We start from the raw sequence: 23,230 nt of genomic DNA, 5'->3' as shown, positions 1-23,230 counted from the left end.
CTGACAATTCACATGGTCAGTCTTACTAAGTCTCCTCATGAAGACTCCTGCACAATAACGCGTGCCCGCGTCGCAGTCTACTCACACATACAAATATTTTCCACAATGCTTTTTTCAGCATCGCTTATCTTCACTATTTACATGTGTTTTCCATGCGCGGCTCTGGGATGTATTCATATATGCAGGTATCATGCGCCTCTCATCGGCCGGCTGCTTTCTGTTTTCTCCTGATTCCGTTTTGCCGGAAATACATCTACTACTTGTTCCCTTCTCTGCCTGTTCCATATATGCTGAAATCTTATCCTATTCCCGCAAATTTGTCAATAGGCATTTAAAAGAAGTTCCATTCTCGGGTTTGCGCGTTCCGAAAAATTCACATACAGTTGCTCCCACATCCGAAAGCGTCCTGCGCAGCCCCAGCTGTATTCCGCTTTTTCCTTTCTGATATACCAAAAGCGGAACATTCTCTCGTGTATGTTTATTGTGTCCGATTTCCGGATCATTTCCATGATCTGCCATCACGATCAAAATATCTTGTTTTGTGAGCAGCGGCAGCATGATACCGATCTTTTCATCTGCCGTCTCCAATAGTCTTTTATACCATCCTGCATCCTGGCTGTGCCCGGCCAGATCAGTCTCCTGTACATTGGTACAGATAAAACCTTTTTGCATATGCTGTATTTCTTCCAATGTCAGATCCAGCACTTCTGCGGTGTCCACGCAGGAGACGCTTTTCCCCTTTTCATTCGCCACAATATCCGCCACTTTTCCGAACAAAGAGACGGGTATGCCTGCTTCCGTCAGTATCGTCGGCGCCTGCACGCTTTTCTCTACGCCATACCCTAAATGAATACAATGATAATCTTTTTCATAGGATTTTGACTTTACTGCATGTATCCCTATATATCCTCCCTGCCTTGTTTCTTCGGCCTTTAATATATCTTCTATGGTATTGCCTCTTCCCCCGAATACGATCACACGGTTCACCGCTGCGATTTTCCGTACAAGACGGCCAATCTCCACTTCTCTCTCAAAAGAAATCTTATCCAGAGGTGCCGTACAATTATATGCCATCCCAAGATCCGCATCGATATTATCCGCCACAGTGACTGCTCCATCTACAAGCAGATAGCGCAGTCCCGCTGTGCTTCTTACTTCTACGCTGTGACCGTTTTGCAAAAGAATGGTTCTGATCTGTTCTATTTTCTGCTGGAAAGGCTGCGGGATCGGCTTTTGAGGAAATGTTCCCATGATTTCCTGATGTCCCATAAAAGTATCTGCTCCATCATGTAATAATTCGCTTTTCCCCCAACAGGCCGTTCCGGAAAACCGCATATTTGCACTTTCTTTCCCAAACGCATTCATAAGCCCCAGTTTTTCCAGAGTGGGAAGTTTTAACTCTGGAAATTCCTTCAAAATACTTCCCAATGTATTCGCCTTCTCATCTCCCGGTCTTGCGGTCTTGGCATCTGCCATAGCGCCGATGCCAAAGCCATCTAATACGATCACAACAAATCGTTTCATGCCTGTCCTACGCTTCCTTTCTTCTCATTTCCCAGACTATCATAGATACCGATAATCTCTGGTCTGCTTTTGGAGATCCCTTTCACCAAAACAACGTCCGCTCTTGTGACAAACGCTTGAAAACGAAACGCCATCACAGCCGTATCTCCCACTGCAAATTCTCTATCTAAACCTAGATGGTAATCAATACTTTCCATGGACGGTGTCTGCACATCCGCTTCCTTAGCATTCGCCAGACTTCTGCCTACAAGTGCGCGTTCCATGTGGGAACGTCTATAATGTCCGCCTCCAAAGCAATACGCCTTTCCGAAAAAATTGTGCGAAATCTCGCTGACATACACTGCACAGATTTTCTCTTCCATCGTATTTGCCGTGTGAGCCGGTATAGTCCCGGTCAGTCCATGTCCCGGCTCGGCGCAGTTCCCCCCGTCTACATGCATGTGTCTGATAGTCTCACAGCAGCTGGCCGATGGGGTATTGATGATCTCCGCCTCGATGCCTCTTCTATTTAATACTTCCACAGCTCTTAACACAGAAGATAGATTATGCGTCTTTTTTATACATTCTTCCTTTTCGTCATAAAGATAACAAGGAAAAGACGTCACTCCTGCCACTTGTATTCCCGGCATACGGCATAGTATATCTAATACATGATTTAAATCTGCCATAGCAAATCCTGCTGTCTGTCCGTCATATATAAGATCGCCCTGATCATATACCCGGAGCAGGATCTTCTGTTCTTTCCTTTGCTTTACGGCGGCATCCGCTATCCTCTTTGCCTTCTCCACAGAATAGACGGTTATGACCTCCGGACCATAGTTCACCACCTGTTCGATCATAGCATCCGGAATCTGTACCAGATGTCCTATATTTCCAATCGGTATATGATGACGCATCATAACCTGGGCCTCTTTAAAATCCACTGCGACTGCTCCGTCAAATCCCATATCTGTCAATCTTTTTGCAATATAGGGATTTCTTCCGATCTGTTTCAGCATAAAATACAAGCGGATATTTTTCTTCTTCGCCTCTGCCAGTATTTTTCCTGCATTTTCAAACAACGTATCTGTGTCGATCACAAAAGAATCCGGCAAAACTCGCCCCTCCTGGTGCAGAGAAAAAGCAGTCTCCAGCAAAGGAATATTCTCTTGTTTTATTCTATTTAGAAACATGCTTACACCCTCTCTATCGCTTCCCGCAAAATACGCAGTACTGTGTCCGCTCCGGCACGCATCGGATTGATCCGGATCATTCTGTTTTCCAAAGTAGGATCTGCCGCTAAAAATGTACCGGATACTCTATAAAACATGGGCACTACCTCATATTTAGACTCCGCCCCTACGGGATTGGGAGCAGCGCCTAATTTCTGTGCCTCTCGCAGTACTGCCTTTGCAATCTCTTCATGGAATTCTACCAGCAGTACTTTTGACTGCGCGTTTGCCAGAAATGCTTTTTTTACGCTTTTTAATTCTCCTCCATTTAGCCTTTGCACACACTCTTCATTGACTTGCGCCTGGATGGCCAAAGCCACAGGTACATAGACCATTCCTCTGAGCACGTCAAGTGCTTCGTGTCCCTGTGTCTGGCTTCCACCGGAATAATGCATTTTCACAATTTTATCAATGACCGCTCTTTTTCCGACGACACAGCCGATCCCTTCCGGGCCAAGCAGCTTAAACGCAGAAAAACAAGATACGTCTGCGCCGCACTGGCTGCCCATTTTCTCTACCTTCATAACGGCATAATTATCATCCGTTATAACAGGCATCTCACGGCAAGATTTGATCGTCTGGATCACACTTTCCATTTCATAAGAATCTTCCATGCTCTGCCTTGTATACTGTACCAATGCAGCCTTTATCTCCGGATGTTTTGTAAGAACTGTCCGAATGTTGTCCAGATCATTAAAATCTGCGCGTACAGTTCGTATCCCCATCATGTCCAGGCTGTTTTGTGTTGTATTGTAAACAGCCGCTGTGTGTACAAGCAGTGTATCCCCCGGTGTAACCAACGCGCACAGGGCATATCGTATCGCTCCTGTACCTGCGCCCCGCACAAAGCAGGCTGCTTCTGCGTCAAACACAGCCGCTACTGCCTTTTCTGCTTTTCTTGTCGTAACAGGCTTATTCAAACCCGGAACCACGCCCAAGTCTCCTCTGCTAAGGATCTCTTGTCCTTCAAATTCCCGTGTTATACAATCTACTACCTTAAACTGCAGCCGCAGTGCTTCTTCTAAACTTATAGTTTTTAACGGATAAGTCCGCATATCTTCACCTCTTCATTTATGAAAATTTTCCATATCCTCTGTCAAAATACAAATCCAAATTTCCAAAATATCTGCCCAGCAGTTCATCCTTTCCACCAACCAGCTTTTCGGCATATTCCAACATGATCTTTGTTTTCACAGGTGTCCCTTCACATAAGAGCACCCATCCACATCCCAATTCTTTTCCCGGTATACAGACGGCATCTGCATTCACCATATTGGCAACCCGCAGCAGACCTTTTCCGGCTTCCCGCTGTCTCTTTTCTGTCCAAGGATCGAAATGTCCGAATATACTGTCTCCCATTCCCCGCACATCTACGGGGCCTTCATAGGAGACCATAAAATCACACTGAGATAACGTATCCTTCAAAAACCGAATCAAAGTTTCCCGATCCGAATCCAGATCCGGATAAGAAATCTTTTGCACTTCTTTCCAGGAAATCGTACTCTTATCTGATGCCAAAATACAGGAGGCTTTCTCTTTGTCTTCCGGAAGATGCAAAACAGTCCGAACCGTCTCTTTCAAAAGTTCCCATTCCCTGGTGATCAATCCGACAGATGGGGAAAAAGCAAGCCCATCTGTAGAGACCCGGTGAAATTTTTCCATTTCTTCTTTTTCTATCTGAGAACTGATAAAACCGAACAACTGCAGGCTCAAAGCAGGTGCAAGAACACTTCCGCCGCCGTCGGTACCAATCCCCAGGTCATTCATATGATAAAAAACATTTAATGCTGTACCGCTGGAAGAACCCGTCATAGGGTTACCCGTAAGCGGATTACGCACACACATATCCACCGCTCTGCCTCCCAGACTATTGCAGTCCAAGGTATGCAGCGCATATTTTCCTGTATCTTCTAATGTTTTTATAAGGTGGAGCGGGATCGACTTATGGTCTTTTACCCCTATGTAAGCAGGTACCCCAGTTTGATAAGCATTGATCGCCAAAGGGAACACTTTTTCCACTGTTTTGTATGGATTTTGTATCGCCAGAAAGGTTTTCTTCGCTGCACCGATCACTGCCTCTGTTTTTTCTTTTTCCATCCTTTTCTGTCTCCCTTCTTTATGAAAAGATTCTCTGTGGATTATCCACAAGCATCTGGCGGATATGGGATTCTTGTATGCCGGCATCTCTCAGCATAGGAAGGAAATGCGTAAATAGATACATGTACCCTCTGCCGCCTTTGTATCTTAATCCTGATTTTCTTGTAATATCCATAGATAATACGACCTGAGCAAGCAGCCCCTCCTGATCCAGTTCATATAACAATGCTGCCCGCTTCTCATCTAAGAGATAATTCTCTTTTCCAATAGTGTCAAATCCTACAAAGACGCCCTGCCGCAAAACCGCACGGATATAGTCTATACGACCGATCAGATCTACATGTCCGATCACGAGTTTTCCAGGGTCTACTCCCTGAGAGACTAAATATTCCGCCTGTTCTTTTGCATACACACCTTTCGTCGTATGCGTATAAATGGGTACTTTCGTTTTCTTATGTGCCAGGACTGCCGCATCGAGCACCTTACACTCACTGTCTCTGATTGCCTCCGCAGATGTACCGATTTCGCCTAAAAGCGCCGCTTTACTATTGCTTTCCTTAAATCCATTCAGCACCTGATCTGCCATATTCTCTGCCAGTTCCTCCACAGACTGTGTATATACCTCCTTTGGAAAAAACGGTTCTTTATAATATCCGGCAGACTGCAGGATGCGGATGCCCGTCCGCCTCTCTACTTCTTCTACATAAGGTACATTCTGCCCCATCCCTGTATTGGTTACATCCACAATATTACGCACTCCCAACTCATACAACTGCCTGCATTCTCGTATAGTTTCTTCCTTACAGTCCAGCCGGCAGTCTTCTTCCTGCTTTATGCGAGACAGATCCAGGGTCATATGCTCGTGCATCAATGTATATCCGTCATTTAATATATTCATCTTCTTTGTATCCTCTTATCTAATGCAGCATATTACATATATGTATCAGCAGATAGCGCCGTTCGCTTTCCGGATAAGTCAGAAAGGATAAGTTTTCTATTGTTTTCACCAACTTTTCTGCTTCCTGATAACAAGAATCCTCTTCTACTTCTTTCCAGACTGCCTCATCCGGCATCTCCGCCTCTTTCCCTTCTAAGAGCCTCTGGGTTGCCATTGCCAGATGCGTCAGCATCGTATTTAATTTATCCTGATCTGTTTTTAAATCAGATGCCTCCAGATAGTCGATAACCTGACAGACATATTTGCCCGTTTTAAGCGAGATTACCTTTCCCTCTGTCAAGATTCTTATTCTCTCTTTTGCTTCATTCATTCTCAAGGATTCCTTTCATAATAACAGGGATAACCCGAGCTGCCGCCTCCGGCACAAAGCCGAACGCTTTTTTTCCTTCTTTTACAGCCTTAAGGATTTCCTCTTCATCCAATACCTTTCCCACCATAGCCACTGTAATGCATTTCTCCATGCCATTCATAGCGATAGCCATACCCAGAGCACCGCCTGCGCCCGTCTGGCAGGAACCTAGATAATAGTCTGCTTTGCCTGCTTTTAATGCCATTGCCGCCTGCAGGTCAGGCATGATCTCTACTTCTACTTTTCCATTTCCATACTTTTCGATCAACTCTGCATTTTCTTTTTTGTATAAAGCTCCGCCTACTACGATTTTCATTTTCTATCATCTCCTCCATTTACTATGCAATTGACAGTCCCAGAATCTTGATAATATTTGCCAGTATTCCCATACCTATCGTAACTACAGGTCCTACCGCCATTGGTACCAGGAATGGTTTTTTTGCACATTTGTTGATCATCCAGACAATCATAACGATCATAGAACCTATATAGGACATGCCCACTTCATTCATGATCATACCCGATGCTGTAAAACCTCCTACAAGAAGCGCCAATTCGAGGATCTGTGACATAGCGTTTCGGATATGGTCTCCCAATTCTCTAAGGGCAGGAAAACGATCTAATAAGCTTCCGATGCTTCCCAAGAAGAATGTTTCCAATGTGATCACAGCTGCTCCAAATGCAAACGCAAGAACACATGTCATAGTTGTGGAAAGTCCAAATGAGCCGCACAACATACCGACAGCAACAGAAAAATAAGAACCTGCCGGAGAAAACACACCTGTTACGATCGCTGTCGTATAAACCAGCGGAATATATCCAATAGCCCGTACACAGGCAACCATTGCGGCCTGCGCAAATTCATTCTGCATCTGCAGCGGACCGGAAATAACATCTGTCGTCAAAATACACTGGGATGCAGCCATCGATAATAGTCCGCCCATCAGCGCAAACCAATACCAGCTCTTTTTGATCCTTTCCACATTCACAGAAAATATATTCGTCAGATCAGCGCCGATCGCTTCCTGCTTTGTACGTACAGCAAAAATGATCATTGTGATTGTTCCTGCAAGCATTGCCATCCCGTCCGCATTTAAAGATAATGTAAAATCTCCAAAATGAAATACGCCGAAATTCTTAACTAAAATATAGACCACTAACGTAATAAGTGCTGTAATCCCGCCTTTTTTTACCCCATGTTGGAATGCTACTGCCAAAGAAGGGAAAATAGCAAAGGTCGCTACAACAATATCTGCTACATTTCCAAGATAAGGCAGAAAATCTACCGGCATCATAGAAAACAAATCTGCGATCGTAGACATAAAAGCTACGACGATAATGCCCCATGCCGCTCCGACAACAGCGGATATAACAGTTCCAACCGGTGTATCCGGACACCAAGTCCCTATGATATCCCCCATCAGTAAAAAAGTGTGGATAATAATGATTCCCATTGCTATGGAATTTGTAAACCCAAAACCTACGATCAGACCAAAACTTACAGCAAAAGAAGTCGCTGCCAGAGACTTTCTGTCCATATTTCCATTAAAATATTCTGTGTATACCGGTCTGAAACCATCATTATACACCGCCACGTTTCGATTTGCCAAAATCGAAGAAACTGCACCGATCCCTGCTGCCAACACATAATTTATCATCTTTTTTCCTCCTTCATATTCTCATATTCATTTTCTCTGCGGACTCTTAATACCTCCTTTCTCTTCCGCAGACGTTTTCTCAAAATACAAAATATTGTATTTTGAGAAAACAAAAAATAGTATCTTCCCATTTTCAAATACCTTATTTCTCATTGTACATTTTTTTGTATATTTGTAAAATAAACGCCTTCCAACTATCTAACTTCTTTCTCTTACGGACGATCCATCAGCAAATAGATCTCCTTTTTCCTCTGCGGACTTCATCTTGTATTTTCAATGTCTCTTTTACACTGATATTTTTCTCTAATATCTGCTGTAAATAACGACTGTTCTTCTTCACGACCAAAACAGCCGCAGAAAAAGACTCCTCATATTCTTCTTTCTGCAAAAACACCACTTTCAGATTATCCAGATAATGATTTTCCAGAATATCATCATAATTCCATACGCCTGCATCAATTACTCCGTCCTGCAGCGCATTCACCGTCTGTTGGGTACGGATATTGATCAATTCCACTTTTCTTTTTCCTACAACACTTTTTGTGATCTGACTCTGATCTAAAGATTCTTTGTCATACGCCACTCGCATACCGTCCTCAAGCCCGTCTTTTTCTGTATCTTTCAGTAAAAGCACATGCCGTGACAAGAAACTGCCTGCCCCAAAATTCAATGCGATCTCGATATTTCTCCCGTTTTCTATCTCATGCTGTGCTGAATACTGCGAACACACCGCAAACTGATATGTTCCGGATTCTACCAATTCCATACGCCCTCTTGCGCCGCGGGCATATGCCATATTAAAGCGAAAATTCTTCAGCTGCTCATACAGGGCCGTAGCAAAACCTTCATAGGCAGAAGAATATGGAAACGGCATGATCCCCATAAGACCTCTTACCAAAGAACATTCCTGCAGTTTTATATAATCGATATGTTCAATATATGTACCCAGATGCCCTCGTGAAACCAACTGTATGGCATGTACGTCTTTCAGATAATTCAATGCATTTTGTATTGTTCCCCTAGAAACACCCAGTTCTTCCTGATACTGCGTAATAGACGCAATACGTTCTCCTTCATTCTTAGAGAGGAAACTAAGTGCCAGACTGTTAATCGTAACTCCGATTTTCTGATACAACACATTGTTTTTATCTGTTTCCATATATGTTATCCTTCTATTGTTCAAAATTTTGTATATTTGAATTATACTGCATCTTATTTTCTTTGTCAATCTATTATTTTTGCTGAAAATTATTTCATTCGTTCAAATAAGATTAGTCCCCTATGCGCATACAGATACGTATGCTCTGCTTCCGGAATAATCAAATTTTCTCTAAAGCATCAAAAAAATTTATCGAAAAACTCCGATTCATTTCTTTAGGAATATTCACAGAAGCAGCTGGATATAAAAATCACAAGCAACACGGCGCCATTCACCCTTTTACCCGCAGTTCTTCCAGTTTTCCTTCCAATAGTTTTTCAATGGCAATTGCCGCTCCGTCTTCCTCATTGGAAGGCGCACGGTAGGCCGCTGTCTTTTTTAATATATCTGCGGCGTTTTCCATAGCCACACAGGCGCCAAATTCCATAGAGAGCATGGAATAATCGTTTAAACTGTCTCCCATGACCATAACTTCATCCATGCTGTATCCCAGACTTTCTACGTACCATTTCAATACAGGCCCTTTCTGTGCCTTTATACTGGTAATCTCCACATTATCCAGAGAGGAAGCGGCAGAAGCGATTCCCGGTATTCTTTCTACTTCTTTTTTTATCTTCCTAATGATCTCTAAATTAGTAGAAAACAAAAAAATTTTATAAATGATACGCTCTGAATTTAAAATAGCTTCTTTATCCGGGAGGACATTCGTATTTTTTTTGTATTCCTGAAACAAAGGATCCTTTAAGATTTCTTCTTTTGTCCCATTTAAGTGAAACGTCTGCACCTGCGCCACAAGAAAGTCCTCTACTTCCTCCGGCGTGCCGATGACACCGTCCAGTTCGTCTGTAAATACATACGCCGCTATCCCGGCCTTTTCAGAAATTTCCAGGATCTTTCCTGCCGCCTCCTTTTCCATGGAGATCGTTCGGATGATATTCCCTGCTGCATCCCGTACTTCCGATCCACTCGTCACGATCTGGCTGCAGCGGATCCCTGTCGGCTCTAAGGCTAGCTTTGCCTCCTCGTATCCTCTTCCCGTGGCGGCCACGAAAAGAATACCTTCCTCCTGGGCACGTTTTACAGCCCGGATCGTCCTCTCTGCTATTTTATGTTCTTCATTTAAAAGCGTCCCGTCTAAATCAGACGCAATTACCTTGATCATCTGCACACTCCTCTAATATTTTTGACGCATTTTTGATGTTTTTTGCCTCTGTCTGCCAGACTTCATATTCGCTAAAACCCGGCAGTCCCATATTTACGCCCTCTCTTCTGTATAACATAGTGCTGTCTTTCGCGATCTTGCCGGACATGTGGTAAGCACTCACTTTCGTATAGGAAATCAGCTTTACAAGTATGTCTGATGTAATCCCTGCTCCTGCTAAGATCTCTATACGCCCGGCACTTTTTTCTGCCAAGGCTTTCAAAAGATCACGCCCCTCCCATGCAGAATTTCTCTGTCCACTCGTAAGAATGGTTTTCATCCCCAAAGATATCGCCTGTTCTAACGCTTCAAAAGGATCCCGGCACATATCAAAGACCCTGTGCAGTGTAAAATCCGTTCCTTCTGCCATGTCCAGCAGTTCCTGCATCTGTTCGATATTCAGCGTGCCGTTAGGGCGTACTATCCCTGTTACGATCGCATCAGCTCCTAATTCCCGGTACATCTGGGCTTCCTCTTTCATTTGCGCAAACTCATATGAGTCATAACAAAAATCTCCAAATCTTGGACGAAGCAATACACGGATCTCTAAATCCGTGTATTGCTTCACCTGTTGAAATAACGCTTTACCCGGTGATGTGCCTCCTATGATAAGATTGCTGCACAGCTCGATCCGGTCAGCCCCTCCTTCCTGGGCTTCCAACGCTGACCTTACGCTGTCCACACATACTTCCAGCGTATACTTCATTATTGTATTCCTTTCTTTAGTTTCCAGCGAGTATTACCGCGGTATCTTGGATAAAGCGGCTTTATCACAAACTAAAATAGCGTCTTTATGCAGCTGCAAGATAGATGCCGGTACCTGCGGTGTGATCTCTCCAAAAAAGGCCTTTGCCACAATGTCTGCTTTGGCTTCTCCATTTGCAACTAAAAGTACTTTCCTGGCCGCCATGATCGTCCCAATCCCCATTGTATATGCCTGTCTCGGCACATCATCCGCAGAAGCAAAGAAACGCTTATTTGCTTCGATCGTACTTTCTGTCAGGTCTACACAATGTGTCTGCTTCTCGAAAACAGCAGACGGTTCATTAAACCCAATATGCCCATTATGTCCCAGACCAAGCAGCTGCAGATCGATCCCGCCCAGAGACCGGATCAGTTCTTCATATCTTGCACACTCCTTAGCGGAATCTGCTTCCATTCCATTGGGAACATTTGTATTTTCTTCCATGATATTTACACGGTCAAACAAATTTTTATGCATAAAATAATAGTAACTTTGATCATTTGCATGATCCAATCCCTTATACTCATCTAGATTTACTGTCTTTACCTTGGAAAAATCTACATCGTTGCTTTCATACAATTCTGTCAGTCTGTCATATGTGCCGATCGGCGTGGAACCTGTCGCCAATCCCAATACACAATCCGGCTTTAAAACAACCTGTGCAGCTATAATATTTGCGGCGATCCGGCTCATTTCCTGGTAGTCGTTTGCTTCATAAATCTTCATTTTTTCTTCCTCCTTCTGCTTTCCGATTGTCGGAAAGGCATTTCTACAGAGAACAAAGCGGGCAAGCCCGCTTTCCCTTTCCCATAGAATAAAAACCAGATCTCCTGAATATAAAGAACCTGCTTTATTTCTTGAAAATCTGGTCTGCCTCCATTCATCCTGTTTTCGTTTCTCGAATTAATCTCATACTATCAAGTACCTGCTCTATTGTCAATCCTTCTCTTATTACTTATACAAAATTTCTTTTAAAATAAGTCCCTGAGGAGGCGCTGTGACGCCTGCCGCCTGCCTATCCTGGGCTTTTAAAATATCCCGCACCTTTTCCGGCGTATAGAAACCTCTTCCGACACGCAAGAGCGTCCCAACAATGATACGGACCATATTATAGAGGAAACCATTTCCTCGGATCCGGATGATCCACTCGCACTCCTTTTGTTCAACGGTCAATTCATAAATCGTCCGTACTGTATTTTCCACATTTGTCCGCACATTGCAGAAACTGGCAAAATCATGTTCTCCTATCAGATAAGATGCTGCTTGTCTCATCTTATCCAGATCCAGTCTATAAGAAACAAAATATGTGGTACGTCTTCTTGTAGGATCTGGCGTCTGGGCATTCCAGATATGATATTCGTATATTTTTTCACAGTCACAATACCTCGGATGCCAGTCTTTTGGAACCTCTTCGGATCTTACGATCACAATATCTTCCGGCATCTTCTGGTTGACAGCATAGGCGATCCGTTCCGGCGGAATACTTGTATCTGTATCAAATACCGCCACATTTCCCAGCGCATGGACTCCTGAATCTGTCCGACTGGCACCGATCACACGGATATCTTCTTTGAGAACCTTTGACAGCTTCCGGTTGAGGACTTCTTCTATCGTAAGTCCATTCGGCTGTATCTGCCAGCCGCAGTAATTCGTACCGTCGTATGCAACGATCAGCTTAATTCTCTTCATCTTTTTTCTTCTCCAGCTTTTCTTTTAAAATATCCAGACTGAAAAATCTATCAACCGCCCCACATAAAAGACCACAGCCAGATATAAGACAACAAACACATACGCTGCTCTGTCTCTTCTCTGATATACAAGCGGCTTCATCTTTGTTCTTCCGTCACCGCCATGATAACAGCGTGCTTCCATTGCCATAGCCAGGTCACCTGCGCGCCGGAATGCGGATACGAATAAAGGAACCAGAACCGGCACCATAGCTTTTGCTCTCTGCAAAATATTTCCACTCTCCAGGTCTGCTCCTCTGGCAATCTGCGCTTTCATGATCTTGTCTGTCTCTTCCAAAAGAATCGGAATAAAACGGAGTGCAATAGACATCATCATAGCCACTTCATGTACCGGAACCCGGATCTTGTTCAACGGATGCAAAACCCTTTCAATTCCATCCGTCAATGCATTTGGCGTTGTCGTAAATGTCATAAGAGACGATCCTATGACCAGATACATCAAACGGACTGCCATAAATACTGAGATTCTAAGTCCCTTTTCTGTAATCCTGAAGATCCAGAAAGAAACCAGCACCTCGCCTCCTTTATTCAAAAACAGATTCATTAAAACAGTAAATAGCAATAAAATAACGACAGGCTTCAAACCTTTGACGATAAACTTAAATGGTACCCGGCTCAAATAGATCACAAAACCCAGAAAAACGGTAGCTGTCACATATCCCAGAAAACTATTCTGCACAAACAGCGACACCAAAAACAAAAGTGTACATACGATCTTTGTTCTTGGGTCCAGGCGATGTATCACGCTCTTTGCCGGATAATATTGTCCTATCGTAATATCCCTGATCATAGTCTCTCCTTTTTCAGACTGTTTAGAATCTCCTGTGCCGCTTCTTCCACCGTAGTCACGTCTGTACGCACCGGTAAGCCATGTTTCTTCAGATCATGCATGATATACGTCACCTGCGGAGCTGACAGTCCCACTTCTTCCAGTTCCTGATAATGTGCAAATACTTCTTTCGGGGCGCCGTCCAGCATCTTCTCTCCCTGGTTCATGACAAGGATACGCTCTACATATCTGGCAATATCCTCCATACTATGGGAAACCAGTATAACGGTTATCCCTGTCTTTTTGTGAAGCACCTCTATCTGGTCCAAGATCTCGTCCCGTCCTCGGGGATCCAGCCCTGCTGTGGGCTCATCCAGTACAAGCACTTTCGGATGCATGGCGAGTACGCCGGCAATCGCCGTACGGCGCTTTTGTCCGCCGGATAATTCAAAAGGAGATCTGTCATAATATTTTTCAGGAAGTCCAACCAGTTCCAGCGCCTCAACTGCTCTTTCCTTACACTGCGCGGCAGAAAGTCCCTGATTCTTAGGTCCAAAGCAGACGTCGCTTAATACGTCCGTCTCAAACAACTGATGTTCCGGGTATTGAAATACCAACCCCACCTGGCTGCGCAATGTTTTCAGGTCATACCCTTCCTCATAAATATTCTTTCCCTCATAATACAACTTACCGGAAGTCGCTTTCATAAGCCCGTTGAAATGTTGGATCAGCGTAGATTTTCCGGAGCCTGTATGTCCAATGATGCCGACAAACTGTCCCTGTGGTATCTCCAGGCTGATATGCTTCAAAGCATGCTGCTCATAAGCTGTGCCCGGACTATATACATAACTGATATCTTCTAATTTAATTGACATAATGCTTTCACCAGCTCTTCCCTTTTTAATATCCCTCTAGGCAGTGTAAGCCCGCTTTTTCGAAGTTCCTCTGCCAGCATCGTCACTTGAGGCACATCCATCCTATATTGTTTCAGTTTCTCCACCTGGCTGAATACCTCTCTGGGAGTTCCATGCATCACGATATGCCCGCTGTCCATCACAAACACTTCATCTGCATCTATGACTTCTTCCATATAGTGGGTGATCAAGATGACCGTCACCTGTTTTTCTTTTCTGAGCTTTTCTACTGTGCGTATCACTTCTTTGCGCCCATTAGGATCCAACATAGCGGTCGGTTCGTCCAGTACGATACACTTTGGCTCCATTGCGACCACACCAGCGATCGCTACCCGCTGTTTCTGTCCACCAGAAAGTTTATTTGGAGAATGTGTCCGATATTGGATCATTCCGACAGATTTTAAACTTTCTTCTACCCGCCTCCAGATTTCCTCTGTAGGTACGCCTAAATTTTCCGGTCCAAACCCTACATCCTCCTCTACTACCGTACCAATGATCTGGTTATCCGGATTTTGAAATACCATGCCTGCACTCTGTCGTATATTCCACAGTTCTTCTGCATCTTTTGTATCTTTTCCATCTACCCACATAGTGCCGCCTGTAGGTACAAGGATTGCATTCATATGCTTAGCGAGGGTAGACTTTCCAGAACCATTATGCCCTAAGATCGCGACAAAAGAGCCCGGCCTGATCTGCATGTCAATGCCGTCGATTGCTTTGTTTGTCCCTGTTATATTTCCATTTTCATCTCGTTTTTCATATTCATACGTAAGTTTCTCTGTCTCTACCATTTCCATCTGTCTTTGCCTCCCTGTCCCTATATGTGATCCAGATTCCCAGACTGACAAGCACCAGTGCCAGAATATTCTGGAAAGATATGATCTGCTCGCCAAGAAACAACGCCGAAAGTACTACGCCAAAGATCGGGATCGTAAAGCCATATATGGCTACCTTACCTACCGGGTTATATTTCAAAAGAAGCGTCCATATACTAAATGCCCCCGTGGAAAGCAATGCCATATACACAAGCAGACACAGGCTCTTAAGATCGCCTCCGCCAACTTTTCCGCCTAACGCAAAACCTATGAGTATCAAGAGAAAACCCCCCAGCAATGTCTGATATGCCGTGATCGTCATTGCACTCTCCCTGTCTGAGATCATCTTCAAAAGTACTGTACTGACCCCGTATGCCAGACTGCACAGCAGTACCATGCCTTCACCCATTATATGGAAGCCTCCGGCAAGAGCTCCCGGCGCCAGATTGATCACGACCACACCCATCAAACCAAACAGACAGCCTAGGGATTTTGTCCAGGTCATTTTTTCATTTTTTATAAGAAAATGTGCCACTATAATAGAAAAAAAGGCGTTCGAACCGTTTATAATAGAGCCCTTTGTCCCTGTCGTATGCGCAAGTCCTATATAAAAACACACGTACTGTATCGTCGTCTGTACGATACCCTGCCGTAAAATGCAGGGAAAAGATGTTCTTTTCATTGTAAGCACTCTCTTTTCCAGCACACAGCCAAGAAGAAACGTGAGCACCCCGGACAGAAAGAAACGATATCCAGCAAAGAGAATCTGGCTTCCTACTCCCTCTATCGCAAACCATTCATATCCTATCTTAATACAAGGAAAAGCACTCCCCCACAGAGCACAGCACAAAAGTGCCAGCAGGCATACGCCTGCCGGCTGTGTCAGCTTTTTTTTCATTGCATCCTCCCGGAAAAGATTACGCTTTCTGCGGCTCTTCGTATTCCTCGCCGAAAGTTTCCACGGTGACTTTTTTCATTCGCTGTGTCTCCAGCGGTTTATCACTATAATCCGTAGCTGTATCTGCAATTTTATTTACTACATCCATGCCTTCCGTAATCTTGCCGAACGCCGCATACGCTCCATCTAAATGGGGAGACTTCTTGTGCATGATAAAAAACTGTGAGCCTGCAGAGTCTGGATGCATCGCCCGCGCCATAGACAAAACGCCTTCCTCATGGAGCAGATCATTCGCAAAACCATTCTGAGAAAACTCTCCCTTGATCGTATATCCTGGGCCTCCCATACCTGTTCCGTCAGGACAACCACCCTGGATCATAAAACCGCTGATCACACGATGAAAAATAAGTCCGTCATAAAAGCCTTTATTAACCAAAGAAACAAAGTTCTTTACTGTATTCGGCGCGATCTCCGGATACAGCTCTGCTTTCATGATATCTCCGTTTTCCATTTCAAATGTCACAATTGGATTTGCCATAATTTTCCCTCTTTTCTACTTTTCTATACTGCACATATTGTAACGAATTTCCTTCTTCCCGTCAATAAAATCTATGCACACTGCCTTGTTTGTAAAATCTGATCATTCCGCCTTTTTCTTCCATCTGGGTATTCCACAGCTCTTTTAAGGGCAGCACGCTTTTCTGTCCATATGTAGCTGCAACGATCCATATTCCCTCCTGTCTTATTTCATATCCGAAACATAAAAACCAATGCCATTGAAAATCTTGGAATTTCTTATTTTTGTGGCGTAAAAGCAGATAAGGGATCGGATATCCTGCATCGATCTGCTGTTTTACTAATTTCTCTGCTTCTGAATAAGTATGTTCTCCGTGAAACGCTTCCATATAAAGCTCGTTCACCCCTACATCTGCAAGATATTTTCTATATCCATCTATAAACATGGATAATTCCTTTACGCCCCCGACTCTCGGCTTTAAGTACGGCTTCATTTTCATCCCGAACCGCACATACTCTTCTCTTGTCAGAGCCTGTACAGCAAAAGGACAGATCTCTGTACAGCCGCCGTGAAGCGCAAAATAAATACTGCTGTCACAGGCAGTCACCGCCGCACACCCGCCCATATTCATGACTACGTTGCTAAACCATGCCTGACTTCCTCCGACTGCTCCATCGATTGTAAAATATTTCAGTACTTTTTCCATTTTCTTTATCACGCCTCTTGTTTCTTATCCTTGCGATTTACAGGATTCTGTATTTTGTCTCCCAAAGTCCTCCCGCACCGATCTTATACTGGAATAAAATACAACCCCGAGTATAATACTCCCCCCGATCAGCTCCCGTATCGACGGTGTTTCTTTTAAGAGGAAAAACGCCGCCGCAATACTATAGACAGACTCCATACCCGATACGATCCCGGCAGTCTGCACTTTCACATACCGAAGGCTTTCTATATATAAAGTATGCGCCACTGCCGTAAATACCATTCCCAGTGTGAGGAGGATCAGGAAATCACTTCCCTGCGCTCTTTGCGGACTGAAAAACAACACCGGAAGTAAAAGGATACTGGCTGTCGCCTGCTCATAAAAGGCAGTCAGCGTACTGGAATACTGCTCCATAAATTTCCGGTTCATCAAAGATAATACCGCATAGCTGAGACTCCCCGCCATCCCCCATAGAATACCCTGCGTCATAAAATTCCCCATTTCAAACCGGGGCACGATAAAGATGACGCCGACCAGCATCACCGCCGCTGATATGATCTGCTGCATTTTCAGCTTTTCTTTAAACAAGGCAGGTTCCAGAAATGTCACAAAAAGCGGAAATGTCGAAAAGGTCAATGTTCCTATGGCTACCGTGGAGGTCTGGATCGACTGCATGAACGTGGTCCAGTGTATGACAAGCACAGCGCCTGCCGCCATCAGCAGCAGATAATCCTTTCGGCGCGCCAGCCGCGTCTTTTCTTTTCGCAGCTTTAAGAAAAACAGCAGACACAACGAGGAAAATACCACCCGCCAAAATACGATCACTGCTGGCGGAAGGTCTAACCACTTCGCGAAAAGTCCCGAAAGACTCATCAAGAACACCGATGTATGCAGAACAGCTAAGCCTTGCTTTTCTCCTTTCATTTGTCTCACCCTCCTGTATTTTACATTCCAAAAGAAAGCCGTATCTACTTCTTTACCGGTTCTTCCTGCTTTAGTTATCTTTTTCATTCTTGCATATTCGCCGCCGGACATATCCCCGTATCTTCACCCTACTACTGACCAGGTGTCCATTTGGCCACCTTTAAATATGCTATATATATTATATATCTCCCGCATTTTCAAGTAAATAGTATTTATAGAGTGCGTTTTTATATAATTTAAGTAATGCATCCACCTTTAATTTGTATCTATCAAAAGCACCTCGTTGAATTTTTATTTTTTTATTAAAATAAAACTGCCGCTCTGGCAGATGTTTCATCTACTTTCGCGGCAGTCCTTCTTTACATATAAAATTGTTTAAAATGTAAATCTATATACTAAAATAATTTTCTGTTGATCGCTTCCAATTCCTCTCTGGACAATTGTACGTAGCTGGTAGCAAGCACAGGCTGAAGTTCCTCATACACTTCATCTGCAAACTCCTCTATTTCTTCTTCCTGCATTCCAAAATCACGTAATTTTTTTATTTTCCATATTTGATCTAACAATTCTTCTAATCGACAAAGGGCATCTTCTTTTTTACACTGCAGCAACTCTGCCAATATAAATAATAGCCTGCTTATTTTCCCTTTTGCATCCTTTTCATAATACAGATCAAGTACGGCACAAAAAAATTGATAGTTACTTTCCCCATGAGCCACATGATATCTCCCGCTCAATGGGAATGCAAGAGCATGTACTGCGCCACAGCCGGCATTTCCAAAAGAAATTCCGGCATAGTTACTGGCTCTTAAAACATCTCTAGCCCATTTATTTCTGCTCTCTTGCCCTTCTTTTGCTATTCCGACAAAAGCATTGATGATTGATTTTATAGCATGTTCTGCAAATAAGTCTGTATAGGCATTTGATTTTGGCGATAAGTACGACTCTACTGCATGGATCAAGGCATCAATAGAGCTATACGCAAAAAAGCGATAAGGTAACGTATGAATAAATTCTGGAATCAAAATTGCCTTATCCGCATAAAACGCATCGTATGCCATTCGTACTTTTGTCTGCTTTTTGATAGATGCGATAATTGCAGATCTCGTAACCTCACTCCCGGTTCCACATGTAGTAGGGATAATAAGTAATTCTCTTTCTTTTTTAATTTTTGACGGATCGTTAAAGATTTCTTCTGTATAATGAAATGTCTTTAAAGAAAGCAATTTCGCTATGTCAATCACGGTTCCTCCACCCACAGCGATCACTCTATTATAATCTAATCTATCCGTTTTTTGTAATACAGCGTCTACCATCTCATCAGATGGCTCTCCTTCTCCAAAATCTTCTTGAAAAACAATATGACAATTTAAATGAAAAGGTTCTATAAAAGGAGCGTAGATGAACCGCTGTGTTAGTAACAGATCATCTGTATGTATAGGAAATTCCTCCAAAAACTCCTTGAATGTCATATATTCATATATCTCCGGTACTATTTTGAATTTTTCCATAACTTTCTCCTTACCACTCATATTTGGGGATTAGTTTTTATATTACGGTTCCTAAATGAAATTTCCTTTACTGTCTGTATATATTGTTCCGGTATTTCCTTTTTTTCTCTGCCTGTAGCTAAAAGCAATAAATATTGCTCACTGGTTCTCTCTATATTATCGCTGGCAATCATTGCTTTTTCCATCGTGATCCCTACTCCTATCGTGCCGTGATTCTCCATAAGTACTCCTGCGCTTGTCCCAATAGCTGCTTTTACATTTTCTGCAAGTTCTAGAGAACCTGCAGGGGCAAATGGTGCAACCGGTACTTCACCTCCTAAATAGGAAATACTCTCTACATCTATAATAGGCAATTCTGCGACGCCTTTTATCGAACTTGCTAAGGTTCCATATTTCGAATGCGAATGTACGATAGCTTCCACTTCCGGTCTTATCTGAAATATATAACGATGCATAACTGCTTCCACCGATGGCTTATATTTTCCTTCTATCACCTTTCCCGACATATCCAATAGGCATAAATCCTCTTTTGTAAGTGTTGTATATGATCTCGATGAAGGAGTAATAACAAATAATTCTTCTCCTTTTACACGTGCACTTATATTTCCGGCAGTACCAAGCGCATATCCTTTTTCCACCATTGACCTTACGCCCCACATAACTTCTTCTTTAGCTTGTTCTACCGCGTTACACATATTCTTTTACCTCCCATCTTTGTATCAATTTTTTTCTTATCATATCAAGAGACTCTTTTTTAGCTTCCAATAAAAATTTTTTATCCTGTGCTGTATTTAAAATCGCTTTCAGCATATCTATCTGAGCATCACCTGATTTCAATGCCATACAAAACACAAATTGTGCAGGCACCTCCTGTTCAGGCATTTCCATATTATGAAACAAAACTGGAGTTCTTAACTTTATCACACAGATTGCCGGAGTTATCACATGTATAGAATCCGTATGAGGTATCGCAACCGGCACTTCTGTCATCAAACCTGTAGGATAAATTTTTTCCCGTTCTATACATCCATGTAAAAAAGAGTCTTTTACAAAATGTTTATCATGGAGTTCTCTATACGCCGCCTGAATTGCATCTTCCCATGATCTGGGGGCCGCCTCAAGCATTAATATGTCATTTATCATCTATTTTTCCTCCGTCTGTCAATGCTGTCTACAATATCCTCATAACCAATTAAGGGGATATAACAGTTTATTCATATACAATTGCATTTTTTATACCCTGCTGGTTTGCATGTGCTTCAAGCGCTTCGACTAGATTTTCCAATCTATACTCTCCTGTGACAAAAATATCTTCCGGGATTTCATGATGATTGATCATCTCGTTTGCCATCATCACATGCTTAGGTGTCGTATGAAAAAAGGCTGCGATCGTCAAGCCTCCATAGTGCATCATCTGCGTATCTATTGTAATTTTCGTCCCTGGTTTACAGCCTCCAAACAGATTTATGTATCCGCCTTTGCGTGCAATCATAATACAATTTTCCCATGCCGCCGGCTGTCCGGTAGCATCTACAACCGCATCTGCACCTCGTTTTGCAGGAGTATGATCACGAATCGTCCTCACAATGTCCATATTGCTATTTAATAATATCGTCCTGTCAATTCCAAGTTTTTCAGATACCTGTAACCTATTCGCCGAAAAGTCCGCCTGTATAACATGCGCCCCTCTTCGCTTAATAATAAGCGCGATCATAAGCCCTATCGGACCTGCACCCATTACCACCACGGTATCCCCATAACTGAACTTTGTCATATCCGCACCATACATAGCGCATGCCAGCGGTTCTGTCAATGCAGCAGCCTTATAACTGACGTCGTCCGGGATGTGAAACGTGTTTTGCCTTACGACGGGTCCCGGAATATACACATACTCCGAATGACCGCCCTTGATGCGAATTCTGTTTTCGCAGCACCCATCATTCCTGCCCGTTTTACAATAATAACACTCTCCACACATAGCTGCGCTATGTGGTACGATTCTATCTCCTATCTCAAAACCCGTTACGTTCTTTCCTTTTTTGTATACGATTCCTGCTGCCTCATGTCCAAAAGAAATCCCTGGTTTGTAGCTTGGATGTCCTCTTTTATATGTTTTCACATCCGTCCCACATGTCAAAGAAGCTTTTACTTTCATGATAATGGCATCTTCTTCTAACTCAAACATAGGACGTTCTTCAATCCTTACATCTTCCGGTCCATACCAAAGAGCCATTTTCATCATTTTTTCCATAACCCTCAGTTCTCCTTTTCCCGTACTTTTTTATCCTTTTCGCTCTGCTCTCCAATAGCACAGATATGTACTTTACGCTGACGCGGACGGGAATAGTCGAAATCCACAAAATAGAGATCCCCACATCTTCCTATCTGCATCTCTCCATTTTGAATCACAAACGTCTGACTGGCGCCTAACAATGTGGCTTTCAGATGTGCCGGTCCATTTAACATAATAGACGGATCTTCCCAAAATACCGATTTCGTTTTAGCCTGTTCTAAATGGAGCGGACCAGGATATCTGTAATATCCATCATCACTCGTCTGTGCAGGAAATATTTTTTCCAAACCCTTATTTAAATCCACCTGCAGAAATTCATCTCCCTTTATGTCAAAATCATGAACCATCTCTTCAAAGAAAACGGCACAGGTCGTATGTTCTGTCTGCACTGTGATTATACCGTTGATAATCTGTGTTTCTTCTATAAATCGTTTTACCTCATCCGTGATTCGAAAAAAAGTTATTTTTTTCCCTTTCGTCTGTAAACACAACTCTTTTGTTTTGACAGTCATACTTCCTCCTCTTCATAAACCTTGCTTCCGAATTCTTCCCTTGCTTTTAATGCACCGTCAAACAATTCGCGAATCTTTGCTTTCGGATTTTCAGACAAAAATATTCCCGAGCTTGCCCCTGACCCTTCCGAGCCATTTTTGATTGCGTTATACACATCCTGAGCCGTCCTATTCCCTGCACCCTGCAGCACTATGATTTCCGGGCAGATTTCTTTAATCGCCTTTTTGGTGTTGTACATATACTCTACATCTGCCGTTTTTCCTGTCCCTATCAGCTTCTGTTGTTCACATATGATCATCGTTGGTTTTAGAAGCGCCGTCATTCTTGCTTCCTGCACAGAATCCGCCAGAATAATCGTATTCATTCGTACCTCTTTTGCGCGGGAAACTGCTTTTATTAACTGGCTTAATGTCATTGGACGTTCGACATGATTTAGAAATACACCGTCAGCACCGGCTTCTGCTAATGACTCCGGAAGTATATGCCCCATACCTCTTCCAACATCTATAGGATCCATCCCCTGTGCATTTAACATAATATATTTTGTCTCTGAAGCTATATTTGCCAAATCTGTATATGGAGCGCTAAACATAATGGACATATCATATTCTTTTGCCAGACCGTCTGCATATTTCGCAAGTTCCAACAAAGCCTCTCCATACATATAAGCTTTTGAATTGATTCCAAATACAGGCGTTTTTATTATTTTCTTCATGATCC

The 23,230-nt window shown here is 43.2% G+C and carries 26 protein-coding genes; all 26 read right to left on the bottom strand.

Annotated elements, in window-relative coordinates; all coding sequences use genetic code 11:
• Positions 1-303: 303 nt before the first annotated feature.
• A complete protein-coding gene (locus WKT01_RS06545) occupies positions 304-1,524 on the bottom strand; it encodes a phosphopentomutase (protein WP_340311679.1) in 1,221 nt (406 codons plus the stop codon).
• Positions 1,521-2,696, bottom strand: a complete 1,176-nt coding sequence (locus WKT01_RS06540) for an alanine racemase (RefSeq protein WP_059066663.1) — start codon at positions 2,694-2,696, stop codon at positions 1,521-1,523. The genes WKT01_RS06545 and WKT01_RS06540 overlap by 4 nt, the downstream gene beginning before the upstream one ends.
• A gap of 2 nt (positions 2,697-2,698) precedes the next feature.
• The gene (locus WKT01_RS06535) at positions 2,699-3,790 is read right to left on the bottom strand and encodes an aminotransferase class V-fold PLP-dependent enzyme (RefSeq protein ID WP_270394908.1); all 1,092 of its coding nucleotides are present in this window, start codon (positions 3,788-3,790) and stop codon (positions 2,699-2,701) included.
• A gap of 16 nt (positions 3,791-3,806) precedes the next feature.
• Positions 3,807-4,832, bottom strand: coding sequence for an amidase family protein (locus WKT01_RS06530; RefSeq protein WP_270394907.1), 1,026 nt, complete (start codon positions 4,830-4,832; stop codon positions 3,807-3,809).
• Between the two features lie 19 nt (positions 4,833-4,851).
• Positions 4,852-5,730 (bottom strand): phosphotriesterase family protein, encoded by an 879-nt coding sequence (locus WKT01_RS06525; protein WP_270394906.1) that lies wholly within the window; start codon positions 5,728-5,730, stop codon positions 4,852-4,854.
• A 19-nt stretch (positions 5,731-5,749) separates the two neighbouring features.
• The gene (locus WKT01_RS06520) at positions 5,750-6,100 is read right to left on the bottom strand and encodes a PRD domain-containing protein (RefSeq protein ID WP_059066660.1); all 351 of its coding nucleotides are present in this window, start codon (positions 6,098-6,100) and stop codon (positions 5,750-5,752) included.
• The gene (locus WKT01_RS06515; RefSeq protein WP_059066659.1) at positions 6,093-6,455 is read right to left on the bottom strand and encodes a DUF2620 domain-containing protein; all 363 of its coding nucleotides are present in this window, start codon (positions 6,453-6,455) and stop codon (positions 6,093-6,095) included. Before WKT01_RS06515 ends, WKT01_RS06520 begins: the two co-directional genes overlap by 8 nt.
• Before the next feature lie 22 nt (positions 6,456-6,477).
• Positions 6,478-7,797 (bottom strand): YhfT family protein, encoded by a 1,320-nt coding sequence (locus WKT01_RS06510; protein ID WP_082667444.1) that lies wholly within the window; start codon positions 7,795-7,797, stop codon positions 6,478-6,480.
• A 226-nt stretch (positions 7,798-8,023) separates the two neighbouring features.
• The gene (gene yhfZ, locus WKT01_RS06505; RefSeq protein WP_059066658.1) at positions 8,024-8,956 is read right to left on the bottom strand and encodes a GntR family transcriptional regulator YhfZ; all 933 of its coding nucleotides are present in this window, start codon (positions 8,954-8,956) and stop codon (positions 8,024-8,026) included.
• Between the two features lie 271 nt (positions 8,957-9,227).
• Entirely contained in the window at positions 9,228-10,118 is an 891-nt protein-coding gene (locus tag WKT01_RS06500) for an HAD family hydrolase (RefSeq protein ID WP_340311667.1), read from the bottom strand.
• On the bottom strand, positions 10,096-10,863 hold the full coding sequence (locus WKT01_RS06495) for a copper homeostasis protein CutC (protein WP_340311666.1): 768 nt from the start codon (positions 10,861-10,863) through the stop codon (positions 10,096-10,098). Before WKT01_RS06495 ends, WKT01_RS06500 begins: the two co-directional genes overlap by 23 nt.
• A gap of 33 nt (positions 10,864-10,896) precedes the next feature.
• On the bottom strand, positions 10,897-11,628 hold the full coding sequence (nagB, locus tag WKT01_RS06490; RefSeq protein WP_340311665.1) for a glucosamine-6-phosphate deaminase: 732 nt from the start codon (positions 11,626-11,628) through the stop codon (positions 10,897-10,899).
• A gap of 225 nt (positions 11,629-11,853) precedes the next feature.
• Complete coding sequence (gene truA / locus WKT01_RS06485) at positions 11,854-12,591, bottom strand: tRNA pseudouridine(38-40) synthase TruA (RefSeq protein ID WP_059066654.1); 738 nt, start codon at positions 12,589-12,591, stop codon at positions 11,854-11,856.
• Between the two features lie 24 nt (positions 12,592-12,615).
• Positions 12,616-13,440 (bottom strand): energy-coupling factor transporter transmembrane component T family protein, encoded by an 825-nt coding sequence (locus tag WKT01_RS06480; protein WP_059066653.1) that lies wholly within the window; start codon positions 13,438-13,440, stop codon positions 12,616-12,618.
• Positions 13,437-14,294 carry an energy-coupling factor transporter ATPase gene (locus WKT01_RS06475; protein ID WP_282923908.1) on the bottom strand — a complete coding sequence of 286 codons (858 nt, stop codon included), beginning with the start codon at positions 14,292-14,294 and terminating at the stop codon, positions 13,437-13,439. The genes WKT01_RS06480 and WKT01_RS06475 overlap by 4 nt, the downstream gene beginning before the upstream one ends.
• Positions 14,279-15,130, bottom strand: coding sequence for an energy-coupling factor transporter ATPase (locus WKT01_RS06470; RefSeq protein WP_059066651.1), 852 nt, complete (start codon positions 15,128-15,130; stop codon positions 14,279-14,281). Before WKT01_RS06470 ends, WKT01_RS06475 begins: the two co-directional genes overlap by 16 nt.
• Positions 15,096-16,046: a DMT family transporter gene (locus WKT01_RS06465; protein ID WP_117975586.1), complete on the bottom strand. Its 951-nt coding sequence runs from the start codon at positions 16,044-16,046 to the stop codon at positions 15,096-15,098. Before WKT01_RS06465 ends, WKT01_RS06470 begins: the two co-directional genes overlap by 35 nt.
• A 19-nt stretch (positions 16,047-16,065) precedes the next feature.
• Positions 16,066-16,584 carry a peptidylprolyl isomerase gene (locus WKT01_RS06460; RefSeq protein WP_059066649.1) on the bottom strand — a complete coding sequence of 173 codons (519 nt, stop codon included), beginning with the start codon at positions 16,582-16,584 and terminating at the stop codon, positions 16,066-16,068.
• Positions 16,585-16,645: 61 nt separating this feature from the next.
• The gene (locus tag WKT01_RS06455) at positions 16,646-17,269 is read right to left on the bottom strand and encodes a hypothetical protein (RefSeq protein ID WP_340311664.1); all 624 of its coding nucleotides are present in this window, start codon (positions 17,267-17,269) and stop codon (positions 16,646-16,648) included.
• A gap of 24 nt (positions 17,270-17,293) precedes the next feature.
• A complete protein-coding gene (locus WKT01_RS06450; RefSeq protein ID WP_340311663.1) occupies positions 17,294-18,193 on the bottom strand; it encodes a DMT family transporter in 900 nt (299 codons plus the stop codon).
• Between the two features lie 395 nt (positions 18,194-18,588).
• On the bottom strand, positions 18,589-19,704 hold the full coding sequence (locus tag WKT01_RS06445; protein ID WP_340311661.1) for an iron-containing alcohol dehydrogenase: 1,116 nt from the start codon (positions 19,702-19,704) through the stop codon (positions 18,589-18,591).
• Positions 19,705-19,721: 17 nt separating this feature from the next.
• Positions 19,722-20,399 carry a class II aldolase/adducin family protein gene (locus tag WKT01_RS06440; RefSeq protein WP_282923903.1) on the bottom strand — a complete coding sequence of 226 codons (678 nt, stop codon included), beginning with the start codon at positions 20,397-20,399 and terminating at the stop codon, positions 19,722-19,724.
• Entirely contained in the window at positions 20,392-20,847 is a 456-nt protein-coding gene (locus WKT01_RS06435) for a PTS sugar transporter subunit IIA (protein WP_282923902.1), read from the bottom strand. The genes WKT01_RS06440 and WKT01_RS06435 overlap by 8 nt, the downstream gene beginning before the upstream one ends.
• A 67-nt stretch (positions 20,848-20,914) precedes the next feature.
• Positions 20,915-21,955 carry a zinc-dependent alcohol dehydrogenase gene (locus WKT01_RS06430; protein ID WP_340311658.1) on the bottom strand — a complete coding sequence of 347 codons (1,041 nt, stop codon included), beginning with the start codon at positions 21,953-21,955 and terminating at the stop codon, positions 20,915-20,917.
• Between the two features lie 5 nt (positions 21,956-21,960).
• On the bottom strand, positions 21,961-22,509 hold the full coding sequence (locus WKT01_RS06425) for a YjbQ family protein (RefSeq protein ID WP_282923899.1): 549 nt from the start codon (positions 22,507-22,509) through the stop codon (positions 21,961-21,963).
• Positions 22,506-23,225: a triose-phosphate isomerase gene (locus WKT01_RS06420; RefSeq protein ID WP_282923898.1), complete on the bottom strand. Its 720-nt coding sequence runs from the start codon at positions 23,223-23,225 to the stop codon at positions 22,506-22,508. Before WKT01_RS06420 ends, WKT01_RS06425 begins: the two co-directional genes overlap by 4 nt.
• Between the last annotated feature and the right edge of the window lie 5 nt (positions 23,226-23,230).

The sequence above is a fragment of the Mediterraneibacter sp. ICN-202921 genome, assembly GCF_037890075.1.
Taxonomy (GTDB): domain Bacteria; phylum Bacillota; class Clostridia; order Lachnospirales; family Lachnospiraceae; genus Mediterraneibacter; species Mediterraneibacter massiliensis.
Note: the sequence above shows the minus strand (reverse complement) of the source record. Positions and strands in the feature narration are given on the sequence as shown.

Bases quoted from the DNA above. Each gene is read 5' to 3' on its own strand.
- truA (WP_059066654.1), bottom strand. From the start codon at position 12,591: ATGAAGAGAATTAAGCTGATCGTTGCATACGACGGTACGAATTACTGC.
- WKT01_RS06545 (WP_340311679.1), bottom strand. From the start codon at position 1,524: ATGAAACGATTTGTTGTGATCGTATTAGATGGCTTTGGCATCGGCGCT.
- WKT01_RS06465 (WP_117975586.1), bottom strand. From the start codon at position 16,046: ATGAAAAAAAAGCTGACACAGCCGGCAGGCGTATGCCTGCTGGCACTT.
- WKT01_RS06440 (WP_282923903.1), bottom strand. From the start codon at position 20,399: ATGTGTAACGCGGTAGAACAAGCTAAAGAAGAAGTTATGTGGGGCGTA.
- WKT01_RS06455 (WP_340311664.1), bottom strand. From the start codon at position 17,269: ATGGAAAAAGTACTGAAATATTTTACAATCGATGGAGCAGTCGGAGGA.
- WKT01_RS06450 (WP_340311663.1), bottom strand. From the start codon at position 18,193: ATGAAAGGAGAAAAGCAAGGCTTAGCTGTTCTGCATACATCGGTGTTC.
- yhfZ (WP_059066658.1), bottom strand. From the start codon at position 8,956: ATGGAAACAGATAAAAACAATGTGTTGTATCAGAAAATCGGAGTTACG.
- WKT01_RS06540 (WP_059066663.1), bottom strand. From the start codon at position 2,696: ATGTTTCTAAATAGAATAAAACAAGAGAATATTCCTTTGCTGGAGACT.
- WKT01_RS06445 (WP_340311661.1), bottom strand. From the start codon at position 19,704: ATGGAAAAATTCAAAATAGTACCGGAGATATATGAATATATGACATTC.
- WKT01_RS06460 (WP_059066649.1), bottom strand. From the start codon at position 16,584: ATGGCAAATCCAATTGTGACATTTGAAATGGAAAACGGAGATATCATG.
- WKT01_RS06535 (WP_270394908.1), bottom strand. From the start codon at position 3,790: ATGCGGACTTATCCGTTAAAAACTATAAGTTTAGAAGAAGCACTGCGG.
- WKT01_RS06530 (WP_270394907.1), bottom strand. From the start codon at position 4,832: ATGGAAAAAGAAAAAACAGAGGCAGTGATCGGTGCAGCGAAGAAAACC.
- WKT01_RS06480 (WP_059066653.1), bottom strand. From the start codon at position 13,440: ATGATCAGGGATATTACGATAGGACAATATTATCCGGCAAAGAGCGTG.
- WKT01_RS06495 (WP_340311666.1), bottom strand. From the start codon at position 10,863: ATGAAGTATACGCTGGAAGTATGTGTGGACAGCGTAAGGTCAGCGTTG.
- nagB (WP_340311665.1), bottom strand. From the start codon at position 11,628: ATGAAGATTTATGAAGCAAACGACTACCAGGAAATGAGCCGGATCGCC.
- WKT01_RS06510 (WP_082667444.1), bottom strand. From the start codon at position 7,797: ATGATAAATTATGTGTTGGCAGCAGGGATCGGTGCAGTTTCTTCGATT.
- WKT01_RS06420 (WP_282923898.1), bottom strand. From the start codon at position 23,225: ATGAAGAAAATAATAAAAACGCCTGTATTTGGAATCAATTCAAAAGCT.
- WKT01_RS06470 (WP_059066651.1), bottom strand. From the start codon at position 15,130: ATGGAAATGGTAGAGACAGAGAAACTTACGTATGAATATGAAAAACGA.
- WKT01_RS06425 (WP_282923899.1), bottom strand. From the start codon at position 22,509: ATGACTGTCAAAACAAAAGAGTTGTGTTTACAGACGAAAGGGAAAAAA.
- WKT01_RS06435 (WP_282923902.1), bottom strand. From the start codon at position 20,847: ATGATAAATGACATATTAATGCTTGAGGCGGCCCCCAGATCATGGGAA.
- WKT01_RS06515 (WP_059066659.1), bottom strand. From the start codon at position 6,455: ATGAAAATCGTAGTAGGCGGAGCTTTATACAAAAAAGAAAATGCAGAG.
- WKT01_RS06430 (WP_340311658.1), bottom strand. From the start codon at position 21,955: ATGGAAAAAATGATGAAAATGGCTCTTTGGTATGGACCGGAAGATGTA.
- WKT01_RS06500 (WP_340311667.1), bottom strand. From the start codon at position 10,118: ATGATCAAGGTAATTGCGTCTGATTTAGACGGGACGCTTTTAAATGAA.
- WKT01_RS06520 (WP_059066660.1), bottom strand. From the start codon at position 6,100: ATGAATGAAGCAAAAGAGAGAATAAGAATCTTGACAGAGGGAAAGGTA.
- WKT01_RS06525 (WP_270394906.1), bottom strand. From the start codon at position 5,730: ATGAATATATTAAATGACGGATATACATTGATGCACGAGCATATGACC.
- WKT01_RS06475 (WP_282923908.1), bottom strand. From the start codon at position 14,294: ATGTCAATTAAATTAGAAGATATCAGTTATGTATATAGTCCGGGCACA.